General features: G+C 42.5%; 13 protein-coding genes and 1 tRNA gene. 9 read left to right on the top strand and 5 right to left on the bottom strand.

The genetic code is table 11. The annotated features are described in order from the left end of the window. Positions 1 to 131 precede the first annotated feature (131 nt). The 3 genes from mnmE (at position 132) to rsmG (ending at position 4446) form a co-directional block, all read left to right on the top strand. The gene (gene mnmE, locus PGR14_RS13325; RefSeq protein WP_055261661.1) at positions 132 to 1511 is read left to right on the top strand and encodes a tRNA uridine-5-carboxymethylaminomethyl(34) synthesis GTPase MnmE; all 1380 of its coding nucleotides are present in this window, start codon (positions 132 to 134) and stop codon (positions 1509 to 1511) included. Next, positions 1477 to 3369, top strand: a complete 1893-nt coding sequence (gene mnmG / locus PGR14_RS13320) for a tRNA uridine-5-carboxymethylaminomethyl(34) synthesis enzyme MnmG (RefSeq protein ID WP_055248676.1) — start codon at positions 1477 to 1479, stop codon at positions 3367 to 3369. Before mnmE ends, mnmG begins: the two co-directional genes overlap by 35 nt. A gap of 360 nt (positions 3370 to 3729) precedes the next feature. Beyond that, positions 3730 to 4446 carry a 16S rRNA (guanine(527)-N(7))-methyltransferase RsmG gene (rsmG, locus tag PGR14_RS13315; RefSeq protein ID WP_055248678.1) on the top strand — a complete coding sequence of 239 codons (717 nt, stop codon included), beginning with the start codon at positions 3730 to 3732 and terminating at the stop codon, positions 4444 to 4446. Positions 4447 to 4987: 541 nt separating this feature from the next. On the opposite strand, the gene PGR14_RS13310 is transcribed toward rsmG, so the two are convergent. Then, positions 4988 to 5941, bottom strand: a complete 954-nt coding sequence (locus PGR14_RS13310; protein ID WP_070098634.1) for an alpha/beta fold hydrolase — start codon at positions 5939 to 5941, stop codon at positions 4988 to 4990. Between the two features lie 574 nt (positions 5942 to 6515). Between PGR14_RS13310 and PGR14_RS13305 the strand changes: the two genes are divergently transcribed. The 6 genes from PGR14_RS13305 to PGR14_RS13280 all read left to right on the top strand — a co-directional run bounded on the left by PGR14_RS13305 (position 6516) and on the right by PGR14_RS13280 (position 11504). Further along, positions 6516 to 7283 (top strand): ParA family protein, encoded by a 768-nt coding sequence (locus PGR14_RS13305; RefSeq protein ID WP_008371366.1) that lies wholly within the window; start codon positions 6516 to 6518, stop codon positions 7281 to 7283. Between the two features lie 2 nt (positions 7284 to 7285). Next, positions 7286 to 8182: a ParB/RepB/Spo0J family partition protein gene (locus tag PGR14_RS13300; protein ID WP_055158109.1), complete on the top strand. Its 897-nt coding sequence runs from the start codon at positions 7286 to 7288 to the stop codon at positions 8180 to 8182. A 3-nt stretch (positions 8183 to 8185) separates the two neighbouring features. Beyond that, entirely contained in the window at positions 8186 to 8728 is a 543-nt protein-coding gene (locus PGR14_RS13295) for a DUF4446 family protein (protein ID WP_270223559.1), read from the top strand. 32 nt (positions 8729 to 8760) lie between these two features. Continuing rightward, a complete protein-coding gene (gene serS / locus PGR14_RS13290) occupies positions 8761 to 10041 on the top strand; it encodes a serine--tRNA ligase (RefSeq protein WP_008371361.1) in 1281 nt (426 codons plus the stop codon). Between the two features lie 15 nt (positions 10042 to 10056). After that, positions 10057 to 10935 carry a DUF3881 family protein gene (locus PGR14_RS13285; protein WP_055248680.1) on the top strand — a complete coding sequence of 293 codons (879 nt, stop codon included), beginning with the start codon at positions 10057 to 10059 and terminating at the stop codon, positions 10933 to 10935. A gap of 495 nt (positions 10936 to 11430) precedes the next feature. After that, positions 11431 to 11504, top strand: a tRNA-Arg gene (locus PGR14_RS13280). 210 nt (positions 11505 to 11714) lie between these two features. Here PGR14_RS13280 and PGR14_RS13275 read toward each other — a convergent pair. The 4 genes from PGR14_RS13275 to PGR14_RS13260 all read right to left on the bottom strand — a co-directional run bounded on the left by PGR14_RS13275 (position 11715) and on the right by PGR14_RS13260 (position 14211). Beyond that, positions 11715 to 13223, bottom strand: a complete 1509-nt coding sequence (locus PGR14_RS13275) for a site-specific integrase (RefSeq protein WP_270223558.1) — start codon at positions 13221 to 13223, stop codon at positions 11715 to 11717. A gap of 21 nt (positions 13224 to 13244) precedes the next feature. Then, positions 13245 to 13433: a helix-turn-helix domain-containing protein gene (locus PGR14_RS13270; RefSeq protein WP_055158115.1), complete on the bottom strand. Its 189-nt coding sequence runs from the start codon at positions 13431 to 13433 to the stop codon at positions 13245 to 13247. A 129-nt stretch (positions 13434 to 13562) separates the two neighbouring features. Next, complete coding sequence (locus PGR14_RS13265; protein ID WP_055158116.1) at positions 13563 to 13784, bottom strand: helix-turn-helix domain-containing protein; 222 nt, start codon at positions 13782 to 13784, stop codon at positions 13563 to 13565. Further along, the gene (locus PGR14_RS13260; protein WP_117527800.1) at positions 13765 to 14211 is read right to left on the bottom strand and encodes a sigma-70 family RNA polymerase sigma factor; all 447 of its coding nucleotides are present in this window, start codon (positions 14209 to 14211) and stop codon (positions 13765 to 13767) included. The genes PGR14_RS13265 and PGR14_RS13260 overlap by 20 nt, the downstream gene beginning before the upstream one ends. Positions 14212 to 14226 lie beyond the last annotated feature (15 nt).

Raw genomic sequence — 14226 nt, 5'->3', positions numbered from 1 at the left:
CTGGTCACAGGTACTGTGAACAGTAACACGGTTTTTTTCTACTCTTCACAATAGGCACTTCCATTTTGACAGCTTTCGGGGTAAAATGATAACATCGCATTTATTACAAAAGTATAGAAGGAAGCAATAAAATGGGATTTAAAACAGACACAATCGCAGCAATCTCCACAGCAATGACTAATTCTGGAATCGGAATCGTGCGTCTCAGCGGAGAAGATGCGTTTTCTATTATTGACAAAATTTACAAAGGCAAAAGACCGAAGCTTCTGTCCGAACAAAAAAGCCATACCATTCACTATGGCTATATCATGGACGGAGAGCAGACGATTGATGAAGTGCTGGTTCTTTTAATGCGTGGGCCGCACAGCTACACCGGTGAAGATACTGTGGAAATCGACTGTCACGGCGGTGTATTTGTCACAAGAAAGATACTTGAAACCGTGATCAAATACGGTGCAAGACCTGCTGAACCGGGTGAATTTTCCAAAAGGGCTTTTCTGAACGGCCGAATGGATCTGTCACAGGCCGAAGCCGTGATCGATATCATCAGCTCCAAGAATGACTATGCACTACAAAGCTCGGTAAACCAGTTGAAAGGCTCTGTCCACAATAAGATTAAAGAAATCCGTGAAGTAATCCTTTACCATACCGCTTTTATCGAAAGTGCACTGGATGATCCAGAGCATATCAGCGTAGACGGATATGGTGACAGTCTCCTGGGCGTCGTAAAGGATCTGCAGCAGAAAATCCAGTGTCTTCTGGATACTGCCGATGACGGACGTATCATCAAAGAAGGCATCAAGACGGTTATCGTCGGGAAACCGAACGCCGGGAAATCCTCTCTGATGAACGTTCTGGTAGGCGAAGAAAAGGCAATCGTAACCGAGATTGCCGGAACCACAAGAGATGTTCTGGAGGAAAATATCCAGCTTCAGGGCGTTTCTTTAAACATCATGGATACCGCCGGAATCCGCGATACCTCTGATATCGTAGAGAAGATCGGTGTGGATAAAGCAAAAGAAAATGCAGAAAAAGCCGATCTGATCATCTATGTGGTCGATGCATCCAGACCTCTTGATGAAAATGATCACGAGATCATCGAGATGATCCGGGATAAGAAAGCTGTGATACTACTGAATAAGAGTGACTTATCCACAGTTGTTGATAAAAAGGCATTAGAAACGTTGATAACTAAGCCAATGATCGATATTTCCGCAAAAGAGGAGACCGGGATCCATGAACTGGAATCTACTTTAAAAGAGATGTTTTATCACGGTGATATCTCATTTAACGATGAGGTTTATATCACCAATATCCGACACAAAACAGCTCTTGCCGATGCACTTTCCAGCCTGAAAAAGGTAGAAGAGAGCATCGAAAACCAGATGCCGGAAGACTTTTTCACAATTGACTTAATGGATGCATATGAATCTCTGGGAAGCATTACCGGAGAGACGATAGGAGAAGATTTAGTAAATGAAATATTCAGCAAATTCTGTATGGGAAAATAAAGACGCATACGACATCGTTGTAGTTGGTGCGGGACATGCCGGCTGCGAAGCTGCCCTTGCCTGCGCAAGACTCGGTCTGAAAACGATTGTTTTCACCGTAAGTGTAGAAAGTATCGCCATGATGCCATGCAACCCGAATATCGGCGGTACCTCAAAGGGGCACCTGGTACGTGAGCTGGATGCGCTCGGCGGTGAAATGGGAAAGAACATCGACAAGACATTTATTCAGTCAAAGATGCTGAATAAATCTAAAGGGCCTGCCGTTCATTCCCTGCGCGCCCAGGCAGATAAGAACAAATACAGCAATACCATGCGACAGACACTGGAAAACCAGGATAACCTGGAGATCCGGCAAGGTGAAGTCGTCAATATCCTTGTGGAAGATGGTTCTGTAACGGGCGTTCAGACCTATTCTGGCGCTATATACCGCTGCAAGGCCGTTGTACTGTGTACCGGAACCTACCTGAAGGCAAGATGCATTTACGGTGATGTCAGCACGCATACCGGTCCAAACGGGCTGCAGGCAGCAAATTATCTGACCGACTGTCTGAAGGAGCTTGGTATTAAGATGTACCGCTTCAAAACCGGTACACCGGCACGTATCGACAAGCGCAGCATTGATTTCAGCAAAATGGAAGAGCAATTCGGCGACGAGAGGGTCGTACCTTTTTCGTTCACAACGGATCCAGAAGATGTGCAGATTGAGCAGGCTTCCTGCTGGCTTACCTATACCAATCCTACAACCCATGAGATCATCCGCAAAAACCTGGATCGTTCCCCACTTTATTCCGGTATGATCGAAGGCACCGGACCACGCTATTGTCCGTCTATTGAGGACAAAATTGTAAAATTTGCCGATAAAGAACGGCATCAGGTGTTCATTGAACCAGAAGGTCTGGAAACCAATGAAATGTACATCGGCGGAATGTCAAGTTCACTTCCAGAGGATGTTCAATATGAAATGTACAGAAGCGTGCCTGGTCTTGAACACGCAAAAATAGTTAAAAATGCTTACGCAATTGAATATGACTGTATCGATGCAAGACAGCTTCATCCGACACTTGAGTTCAAATCCATTCATGGTTTGTTCAGCGGTGGTCAGTTCAACGGAAGTTCGGGATATGAAGAAGCAGCCGCTCAGGGACTTATTGCCGGAATCAATGCCGCACTGGAGGTTCTTGGAAGAGAACAGTTAATTTTAGACCGTTCCCAGGCTTATATCGGTGTTCTGATCGATGATCTGGTTACAAAAGAAAGCCACGAACCATATCGTATGATGACTTCACGTGCCGAATACCGGTTACTCCTGCGCCAGGACAACGCCGATCAGAGACTAACCGAAATAGGGCACAAAATAGGGCTTATTTCAGACGAGAGATACCAGATGTTGTTAGACAAAGAAGAAATCATCCGCAAGGAGATCCACAGGCTCGAGCATACCAACGTTGGAACTTCCCAGGAAATCACGGATTTTCTCACAAATTGCGGCAGTACGCCTCTTACTTCAGGATCTACACTTGCTGAGCTTATTAAGCGTCCTGAGCTGAATTATGAGCTTCTCGAACCTATCGACCATATGCGAACAGAAAGCTTCAGCCGAGAGATTATGGAACAAATTGATATCAACATCAAATATGAAGGCTATATCAAGCGCCAGTTAAAACAGGTAGAACAGTTTAAAAAGCTTGAAACCAGGAAAATACCGGCAGATATCGATTACGATGCTGTTCCGAGCCTGCGAATCGAAGCTGTGCAGAAATTAAAGCAGTTCCGACCGCTTTCCATCGGTCAGGCATCCCGTATTTCCGGTGTCTCACCTGCCGATATTTCTGTATTACTGGTATATCTAGGACATTAGACCGCCAGATAACCAAACCTGTATTTTGATCTTTTTGGGGATATTACAGAATCCATTATTTCTGGTTTCTGTTTTTCCCTTTATATAGATGTGTACTTTTGAGGGCATCACCCAAAAAGTACACATCTATTTTCAAAGAAATGGTTTTATCGTGTACTTTATAGGGCAAAAAGTATGTTTTTTCATCTTTTCGTATACCTTTTAGGTGCATGATTGTATTTTTTTAAAAACATTATCACTTTATCGTGTACCTTCAAGGTGCTATCTTCTCAGAAATTGTGTACCTATTTGGTGCAAAACAGTGTAAATTACTGTTTATTTTCCGTAAAGATGTGTACTTTTAGGGGAAAAAGGAGCAATATGAGTAAAAAATTTGAGCAACAGCTTGCAGAATTAGGTATCACATTAACGCAGACCCAGTTTAATCAGTTTGATAAATATTACGAAATGCTGGTGGAATGGAACAAGGTTATGAATCTCACCGGTATCACCGAGTACGAAGAAGTAAACGAAAAACATTTTGTCGACAGCCTTGCATTAGTAAAGGCTCTGGATATCAGTAAAGTTCAAACCGTGATCGATATAGGAACAGGCGCCGGATTCCCCGGAATTCCTTTAAAAATCGCCTTTCCGCACCTGAAAATCACGTTGCTTGACTCTTTAAATAAGAGAATCCGTTTCCTTGACAGTGTGATTGAAGAGTTAAATCTTCCGGATATCCATACAATCCACGGCAGAGCAGAAGATTTTGCCCGTCAGGCAGACTACAGGGAACAGTTTGACCTCTGTGTTTCACGTGCAGTGGCCAATTTATCTACATTATCCGAATACTGCCTCCCTTATGTAAAAGTTGGTGGATTCTTTGTTTCTTACAAATCCGGTGATATTGTCGATGAACTTTCCGCTGCAAAAACCGCAGTACATGTCCTTGGAGGTACACAAAATAAACCAGTTGTATTCCAGCTTCCAGGCAGTGATATCAGCCGTTCATTTGTAAAGATCAAAAAAATCAAGCCCACCGGGAAGAAGTTTCCTCGAAAAGCAGGACTTCCTTCCAAAGAACCTATCCACGGATAAACAGCTATACATGCCTGTAGTCTGTATATGCCGCAATGGAAATTGAACTATTTTTCTTTACCTTGAACTTCTGCTATTAGTTCTTTTTATAATAGTTCAATTTTAATTGTTATAGTTTATTCTGTTTTGTATTTTTGATAGTTCAATTTTTGTATGCTTTGAAAATATATTTTTATTTTTTTGTATGCAGTTCTGCCAGAAATTTGTTTTCCTATTTCATTTCAAAAAGCGGGTAAGTTCAATTTTTTACCCGCTTAAAATCTGATTTTTTATTTTCATTTAGCTTGATTATTTCTGCAAAAAGCCCAATAATCATCCTTCTGTTTTGTTTTTCAGAGAAAGACAATTTCAATAGAAATTTCCAAAGTTGCATGTCGGTTTTCATAGTGTTCATGAGCAGAATAAGTACCAGTTAAGTACCAGTTCTGTTTGCTATTAGATAATCGCAAAAGTTGATTAAGAGCCATATATAGCCAAATGCGGGATGTACACGATGTACATCCCGCATTTGGCTATAATGTGTACCTGAATGTACTTTATATTATTCAGCAGAGAAAAGGATATCCAGCTGTTCTGTGAATCCTTCCGGTTGTTCAATTTGTGGAAGATGTCTCGTATCCTTTATGCACATACATTCTATAGCAGGTACATGCTTCTGATATTGTTTAGCAATCTCAATACTGTTTTCATCATATTGTCCAGAGATAATGCAGATACTATTTGTCGCCTTGCGAATACAATGATAAATATTTGTCTTTGTATATCCACCTTTGATGCTTGCAAACAAATATTTTGAATGTGCGTTTTCATTATGAGCAGATTCATGGTATATCTTCGTCATCTGATAATCTATCGCATCTTCGTCATACAGATACTTATCCACAAATTTTTCATCAATTGCTTCTCTTGAATGAATAATGTTGTACAGCAGCGTACCAATAATCGGTATTTCGATAAGGAACTTCAGCGTCTTGGTTCTCTTATTCGGACATTTTGCAAGTTCCGTAAGTGACAGTGGATTCACCATACAAATCTTTCCAATCACGTTTTCATCATTTCCGCATGCCATAACTGCAATAGCAGCCGATTCTCCCGTAGCCACAACATCTGCCTTTTCGCCAATGATATGTTTAATAAAATCCGTCAGCATTTGCACATAAAGGAAATTAGTATAAGTAATATTTGGTTTTTCAGATCGTCCACAGCCTAGCAGATCCACGGTATAAACAGTATGCTTTTCTGCAAGAATTGCCGCTACTTTTTTCCATTCTACGCCAGAGCTTTCTGCATCCAAATCATGAAGTAGCAGTAGTGGTTTACCATTTCCCTGTTTTCTATAATAGATTTTTCCAAATCTCCAGTCATAATAATTTCCCTCTGATGAGTTTAACAAGCTGTCTTTTGTTGCCATTTCTATAAGTGTTTTATTTATCAGATGGATTGTAATCGCACCAAGTGTTGCTAAAATCGCACAACTTTTCAATTTATTTTTCATCGTTAATTGTCCTTTCTCCGAATCATTTTTGCCCCGATTCAGCAAGATCATACTCGCAAATAGTATCTGTTTTGTGTAATTTTTCACCTTGCGGCTTATAGATAAGTATACCATAATCTCCTTACAGTTTAAAGATTTTCATCATGTTATTGTTCCTTGGTTTTCGACAAAATGTTTCACGTGAAACATTTTGTTTTCTCTTTTTTCAGCTGCTCATAGCCAAATATATTTTAATATATCTAAAATATGATGATGCCATGGGCAAAAGGTCAGAAAGTCGATGTAAGCTTGCTTGCAGGAGGATTTTTGACCTCTTGACCCGCCAAAAAATGAGCAAGCAGCCATTTTTTTCACGAAAAAAATGAGCGGATTACGAATGTTTTTATACATTTTCACATTTCACTTTGTGTAGAATGTTTCGCGCAAAAAATCCCCTTATTTATAAAAAATGCCAAAATAAATGTTTCACGTGAAACATTTAGTAGATTTAGATAAAGTTTAGTGTTACAATTATACCTAGATGTAAATAAAACTTCATATATATTTGCACACTATTAGAAAGGAGGTAATTGCAATGGGACGAATAATTGCCGTTGCCAACCAAAAGGGTGGCGTTGGAAAAACTACAACAGCGATCAATTTATCCTCGTGTTTATCGGCAAAAGGGCAGAAAGTTCTCGCAATCGACATGGATCCACAGGGAAATATGTCCAGCGGTCTTGGTATAGATAAGGATAATGTTGCCTATACTGTATATGATCTTTTAATCGGCGAAGCCACTATGGATCAGGTGTTATGCAAAGAAGCAATTGAAAATCTCGACGTAATTCCCGCAAACATTGATCTGTCTGGTGCCGAAATAGAGTTGCTCGATACTGAGAACAAAGAATACATATTAAGAGATGAGGTGCTTAAGATAAGAAGTAATTACGATTACGTCATTATCGACTGCCCACCTTCACTTAGTATGCTGACAATCAATTCAATGACTACAGCCGATACCGTATTGGTTCCAATTCAGTGTGAATACTATGCACTTGAAGGATTGAGCCAGCTGATTAAAACAATCGAGCTTGTAAAAGAAAGATTGAACGAAAACCTTGAAATGGAAGGCGTTGTATTTACCATGTATGATGCCAGAACCAATCTTTCTCTTCAAGTTGTTGAAAATGTAAAAGATAATCTTGATCAGACAATTTACAAAACTATCATTCCACGTAATATACGACTTGCAGAAGCCCCAAGTCATGGCTTACCAATCAACTTATATGATCCTCGTTCAACAGGAGCTGAAAGTTATATGTTATTAGCAGATGAAGTAATTCATAAAGGAGAAGAGTAAGCATGACAGCAAAACGAGGCGGACTTGGAAAAGGTCTGGATAGTTTAATCAAAGAAAATAAAACTGCGAAACATACTGCACCAGTTAAAAAAGAAGTAGTGAATGCTGGACCAATTATGATGAAGATCAATGATGTGGAGCCAAACCGTGACCAGCCGAGAAAACATTTTGAGGAAGATGCTCTCTTGGAACTTGCCGATTCAATCAAACAGTTTGGAATCCTACAACCTCTGATTGTTCAGAAACGGAACGATTACTACGAAATCATCGCTGGCGAGCGTCGCTGGCGTGCAGCAAAGCAGGCCGGTATCAAAGAGATCCCTGTTATCATTAAAGAATACACAGATCAGGAAATCGTTGAGATTTCTCTTATTGAAAATATTCAGCGCGAAAATCTGAATCCAATCGAAGAAGCGCAGGCATACAAACGCTTGCTAAATGAATTCACTCTGAAGCAGGATGAGGTGGCTGAGCGCGTTTCAAAGAGCAGAACTGCTGTTACAAACTCTATGCGTCTTCTAAAGCTGGACGAGAGAGTACAGCAGATGATCATCGATGACATGATTTCAACCGGACATGCACGTGCTCTTCTTGCAATCGAGGATAAAGAGCAGCAATACATTCTTGCCAATAAAGTATTTGATGAAAAGCTCAGTGTCCGGGATACCGAAAAACTTGTCAAAGAACTAAAGAAGCCAAAAAAAGAAAAAGAAAAGCCTGTTATCCAGAATGCATTTGTATATGAAGATCTGGAGGAACGTATAAAGTCAATCATCGGTTCCAAAGTCCATGTCAATCATAAAGCAAATGGAAAAGGTAAAATTGAAATTGAATATTATTCGGACAACGATCTGGAACGTATATTTGAATTGTTAATGTCAATACAGGAAGGAAAATAATATATGGAAAGTAAAATTCTAAAGTCACTTGGAATTGATCCGGCGTATATATTTCTTTTTCTTATCATGCTGATCATATTGATGTTTCTTCTTTATATTAATGTTAATATGAAATACAACCGTCTGAAATCAAGCTATAACGTATTCATGCGCGGACAGGACGGTAAAACGCTCGAAGAAAGTTTCAGTGCAAGATTCGATGAACTCGACGAGCTTTCCAACATTGCCCACGAAAACAAAGCGGACATCCGCATATTGTATCGCGTGTTGCGAAGCAGCTACCAGAAAGTAGGTATTGTCAAATACGATGCTTTCGGTGAAATGGGTGGAAAACTCAGCTTCGCCCTCACAATGCTTGACAATGATAACAATGGATGGATCCTCAATTCCATGCACAGCAGAGATGGCTGTTACACTTATATAAAAGAAATTGTGCGTGGTGAAAGTTACATTGAGCTCTCTGAAGAAGAGGCCGAATCACTAGATCAGGCCGTTTACCAGGAAATGTATGATCCGGATGTACAGGATGCGATCAAACCACAGTAATAAAAATAAAGAAATAAGACAGGAGAACAGTTATGTTAGATATTAAATTTTTAAGACAGAACCCGGATGTTGTAAAAGAAAACATCAAGAAAAAATTCCAGGATGAAAAGCTTCCACTTGTAGATGAAGTAATCGAACTTGACAAAAGAAATCGTGAAATCAAAGGCGAAGTAGAAGCACTCCGTGCTGAGAAAAATAAAGTTTCCAAAGAAATCGGTGCATGCATGGCTCATGGCGAAAAAGAGAAAGCAGAAGAGCTTAAGAAAAAAGTTCAGGAAAACGCTGCCCGTATGGAAGAACTTTCTGCTGAAGAAAAAGAAGTTGAAGCAAAAATCAAAAAAGATATGATGGTTATCCCAAATATCATCGATCCATCTGTACCGATCGGTAAAGACGACAGCCAGAATGTTGAAATTGAAAAATTTGGCGAACCGGTTGTTCCGGACTTTGAAATCCCATACCATACAGAAATTATGGAAAAATTCAACGGAATCGATCTTGAAAGTGCAGGAAAGGTTGCCGGAAATGGTTTCTATTATCTGATGGGAGATATTGCACGTCTTCACTCAGCAGTTATCTCTTATGCACGTGACTTTATGATCGATCGTGGATTCACATACTGTATCCCACCTTTCATGATCAGAAGCAACGTTGTTACAGGCGTTATGAGCTTTGCCGAAATGGATTCTATGATGTACAAAATTGAAGGCGAAGACTTATATCTAATCGGAACAAGCGAGCATTCTATGATCGGTAAATTCATCGATACCATGCTTGATGAAGCTGAACTTCCAAAGACACTGACTTCTTATTCTCCATGCTTCCGTAAAGAAAAAGGAGCTCATGGAATCGAAGAACGTGGTGTATACAGAATCCATCAGTTTGAAAAACAGGAAATGATCGTTGTATGCAAACCAGAAGAAAGCAAAGAATGGTATGATAAATTATGGAAAAACACTGTTGATCTGTTCCGTTCTCTTGATATCCCGGTTCGTACACTGGAATGCTGTTCAGGTGACCTTGCCGACCTTAAAGTAAAATCTTGTGACGTAGAGGCATGGTCTCCAAGACAGAAGAAATACTTTGAAGTAGGAAGCTGTTCTAACCTTGGTGATGCACAGGCAAGACGTCTTGGCATCCGTGTAAAAGGAAGTGACGGAAACAAATATTTCGCACACACACTGAACAACACAGTAGTAGCTCCTCCGAGAATGCTGATCGCATTTCTCGAGAACAATCTTCAGGCAGACGGTTCTGTCCGCATTCCTGAAGTACTTCGTCCATACATGGGCGGTAAGTCTGAAATCAGATAGAAAACGAGGTAAATTTTGCATAAATATTTAAACGCTATCGGATTCCACGATATCGCATCTGAACGCGAATGGTATCAGATTCTTCTTGAATCCGAAAAGAAATTTTCCGGATATGACCGTATTGCCCTGGACGAGCACACAGATCTCTGTGAGCTTCGCAGGGAATACGGCAACGGGATTGGCATTTCTTCCTGCGGCTTTATCGATGAAAATGATGAAGAGTTCCGCAGAGAATGCTATTTCCCATATTTTTCAGGCAGTGGAGTCAGCTCTTATGCTGATATTGCAGTAGAACAGAAAGCATCCTCACCGACCTATATTGGTGTCTGCGAAGATGTAAAGCTCGGCTGCAGTATCATTTTCCATATCCAGAACGGAATGGAATACATAAAAGAAGCCACTCTCGGTGGTCTGAACAAAAGTTCAATCTCTATAACCTTTTCTGGGCTTGCCTTAAGTGGGAAAATTTTGCTTCCGGTCGCAAAGGATGCAGGTGCTGCGGACAAGAGAGCGAAAGATCTCCGCAACCGGATGATGCTTATGAGCGCAGCAAAGGAAGGGAATCCCGATGCCATTGAAAGCCTTACGCTTGACGACATCGACACCTATGCCGCAGTATCAAAAAGAATTCGCGGGGAAGATATTTACAGTATTGTCGATACGCATTTTATGCCATCTGGTCTTGAATGTGACCAGTATGCGATCCTTGGTGAGATTCTGAATATCGATACCATCGAAAATTTTCTTACCGGGAAAAAACTTTATGTTCTTACAGTTGAAACCAATGAGCTTCAATTTGATGTATGCGTACCGGTTGAAAAGGTGATTGGCGAACCGGCAGTTGGAAGACGGCTGAAGGCACAAATCTGGCTGCAGGGGCATATTAATTTTTAGAAAAGATTTTTGACTTATATAAAAAGCATGACCAAATTTCTTTTAATTGAAAATTAGTCGTGCTTTTTTGTATATGCGTTTCAGAACATTCGGCTTTACATAAAAAAGTCCTGTAAAAGCTATTTCACATATCAGATCCCGCTCTTTTACCTCACCATGATCATCCTCTTAGAAAAGCATTTGACATTTTCATGTTCAAACGGTATGATATATGTATATGTTCTATTAGTCAAATGAATATAAGAATCGTCTCCTAAGAGAAAGCCGAGGCATTCCCCAAATTGGGGAACGTTCTAATGTTACCAAATCGAAAAAATCTGTAGATTGACAACTCGAAATAGAGTTGATAATCTTATATATGGCCGAAGGGAAAAATCCCAGAACCCCAGTAAAATCAAGGGTTTTCGGCATGTGTCGTCATAGCTCAGCTGGATAGAGCACTCGCCTCCTAAGCGGTTGTTGGAACGAAGACTTTTTGCTAACTGAATATGATGTGTCTCAGTACCTCAGTAGGATAGAGGGTTCGCCTCCTAAGCGAAACGCCGCAGGTTCGATTCCTGTCTGGGACGTGTGGTAAAAATCGCCGGAAGCCTGATTTTTCAAGGGTTTCCGGCATTTTTCCTTTTCAGACGGCTACACCGTTTTCGACTGGCATTCCAGTTTTCGGTATAGCCGTCTTTCCGTTTTTCCGTTTCTATTGTTTGCTAACAAAAAACATCTACCTGTGTGTCTGGCACAACATTTGGGACGATTTGCTAACAACTTGCTAACAACCACTGCTAACGGGCAGCGGAGACAAGCGCTGCAAGTTGCTCAGGTGACAGGTTCTTAAGGATAGCTGCCAGAGCTTCGCCAATATCCTCTGTTGCTGATGATTTCCCATTTTTGGCGGTAGGGCTGTAGAAGTCGGCTTCCATGCGAGCCGCGTTCTCGCGCCGGTTCTCGTCTTCAATTTCCGAGTAAACGTCTGTCACCATCTGGGCTTCGGCGTGACCAGTATCTCCTTGGACGGATTTAATATCGCCCTGTGTCAGTTTGAGTTTGTACTTCGTGGAGAGATGGCGGAGCGAATGGAAGTCCACACGTTCGTATCCTGTCGTGTCACAAAAGACTTGCAGGCGCTTTCGGATGATGCGGCTCTCCACCGGATTTCCGTTTTCAAGGGCAACCACAAGATTGTAGTCATGGTAATCCGCTCCAAGGAACTCCTTTAGTTCCTCCTGATTTTTCCTATGCTCCACGAGCATGTGCGCCACGGTTTTCGGAAGCCATACCACACGGGTGCTGGTTTCGGTTTTCGGGGTCTTGAGTACGAGCCTAGTGGTGCAGTGTGGTTTCTGAGCGGGAAACGTGACGAGCACGTCCCGCTCGTTGAGTCTCTGCAAGGCTTCAATGGAAACACGAGCAACCTCCTTGTTGACAATGATGCGAGCGTTGCCGTTTTCAATAGATTCCTCGTCTATGAAAATGCAGTCCCATGTGAGACCGGTTATCTCCCCCACCCTGAGCGAACAGGAAAAAGCGAGGTTCATGGCGAGAGCCAGAATATCGTCCTCGACTCTTGGAAGTGCTTCGCGAAACGTGCTCACACTCCACACCTTCCGTTTCGTTTTCCTCATCGTCGGCAGGGTGGCAAGTTTTGCCGGATTCTGCATCATCGAGTCGAGATAGTTCCATTTCATTGCCTGATTGAGTGCAGAGCGGATAACGTCATGAATCTTCTTCACGCCGGAAGGCGCGACACATTCGCCGGTCTTTTTTTGGTTGGCAGGCGGAACGCGCTCGACGGAGAGCAAGTCGTTGTAATACTCCGAAAGGCATTCCGTGGTGATTTCAGACAGCTTCTTGTCCCCGATATATGGGTCAATGTAGTTCCTTATCAGTCCGGTTTTTCCGCTGTATGTGCTCATAGACCATTTCGATGTTCCGTACACTTTCACATAGTGCTTTAGGAACTCGCTGAAAGTGATATCGTCCTTTTGCGGCGTTATCGCGCTTTTTTGGGTCGGGGTTCTTCTGCGAACCGGCTCCGAGCCGCTATCGTGCTCATCGGTTCCGCCTTCTTTCCCCGTTTTTGCCTTTTCATCAGCTACTCTTTGAAAATACGTCTCCTCGTTAGGAACGATGGCCTGCCCGTATTTCTCCTGATAGAACTCTACAAAGACCTTGCGGCTCTTTGCTTCGCCAATCGTATCCACGGTGTCCCATTTTTGTTTCCGTTCTCCTTGTTCATTTACATACCAGTAGATAACGGAATACTTTGTTTTTCTCTGCTTGATTGCTGCCATATCGAATCTTCTCCTTGTCGGTTAATTTGGTTCCAACCAACTGTCGAAGGAGCTTTTGGATACCCGAATGGCTCTGCCGACGCGGACGTACTTGAACTGCCCGCTCTTCACGAGTGTATAGGCCACCTTGTCGCTGATGCCCAGCATTTCGGCGATTTCGCCTACCGTATAGGTTTTCTTCTCTTCGGTTCGATTGCGTTCCGATGCCATAATTTTCCTTTCCGGGAAAAGGGCACCAGACAACCGCTTGACATTTTTATTATACCATGGCTGGTCAAGTAGTTTTCTGGTATGCTGGTTTTCCCTATTTCTGGTTTTGCTTGTTACAAGTAGCGTCTTTTACGGCTGAAACCTCAACATCGCACGCAAGAGCTTCGCCTGCATAAACGATTTCATCGAGAGGTCGATGCCGTAATCCCAGAAGCCATCCGCGTCGGTGTAGAACCCGGTGCAGAGTCCGTCCATGAAGTCGTTGAAGTAATCGAGCACCGCCCCGGCAGCAAGGGCATCTCCGCCTGTTGCGGCAACGACGGTATCGTAGTCAATCTTTCCCTTTGCCATGCGGGTCACCCCCTTCCGTCAGAATGTCCGCAAGACGGGCGAGCGCACGGGCGCGACGGTTTTGCACCGTGGAGCGCGGGAACCCCATGTCCTCACCGATACGCCTATCCGACCATCCGGCAAAATAGGAGAGCAGGATGATTGCCTGCTCCTCTGGGCAGAGTTTTTCCAGCGCATCCGCGAGGTCTTTATCCGTCACGCCGATAGGCTTTCCGGCGGCATCGAATACGGTTTCCCGCTCCGGCACGTCCTGCCAGTCCGCAAGGCTTTCAAGTTCACTCCTTCTGAGGTCGCAGAACAGCACCTCGCGGTTGCGTCTCCTTTTGCGCTCCCTTAAAACATCCGTCCGCGCGTTCACGAGGGTCTTCCGGCAATAGGTCAGGAACATGCCGACCACTTCGTTACGGTTCGTTTTCTCTTTCGTCATCTTTTTTTCCTCCTT

Origin of the sequence: Coprococcus sp. AF99-45 (assembly GCF_027663865.1) — a bacterium.
GTDB lineage: Bacteria > Bacillota > Clostridia > Lachnospirales > Lachnospiraceae > Allocoprococcus > Allocoprococcus comes.
The sequence above is the reverse complement of the archived record's forward strand: the minus strand, read 5'-3'. Positions and strand labels throughout refer to the sequence as shown.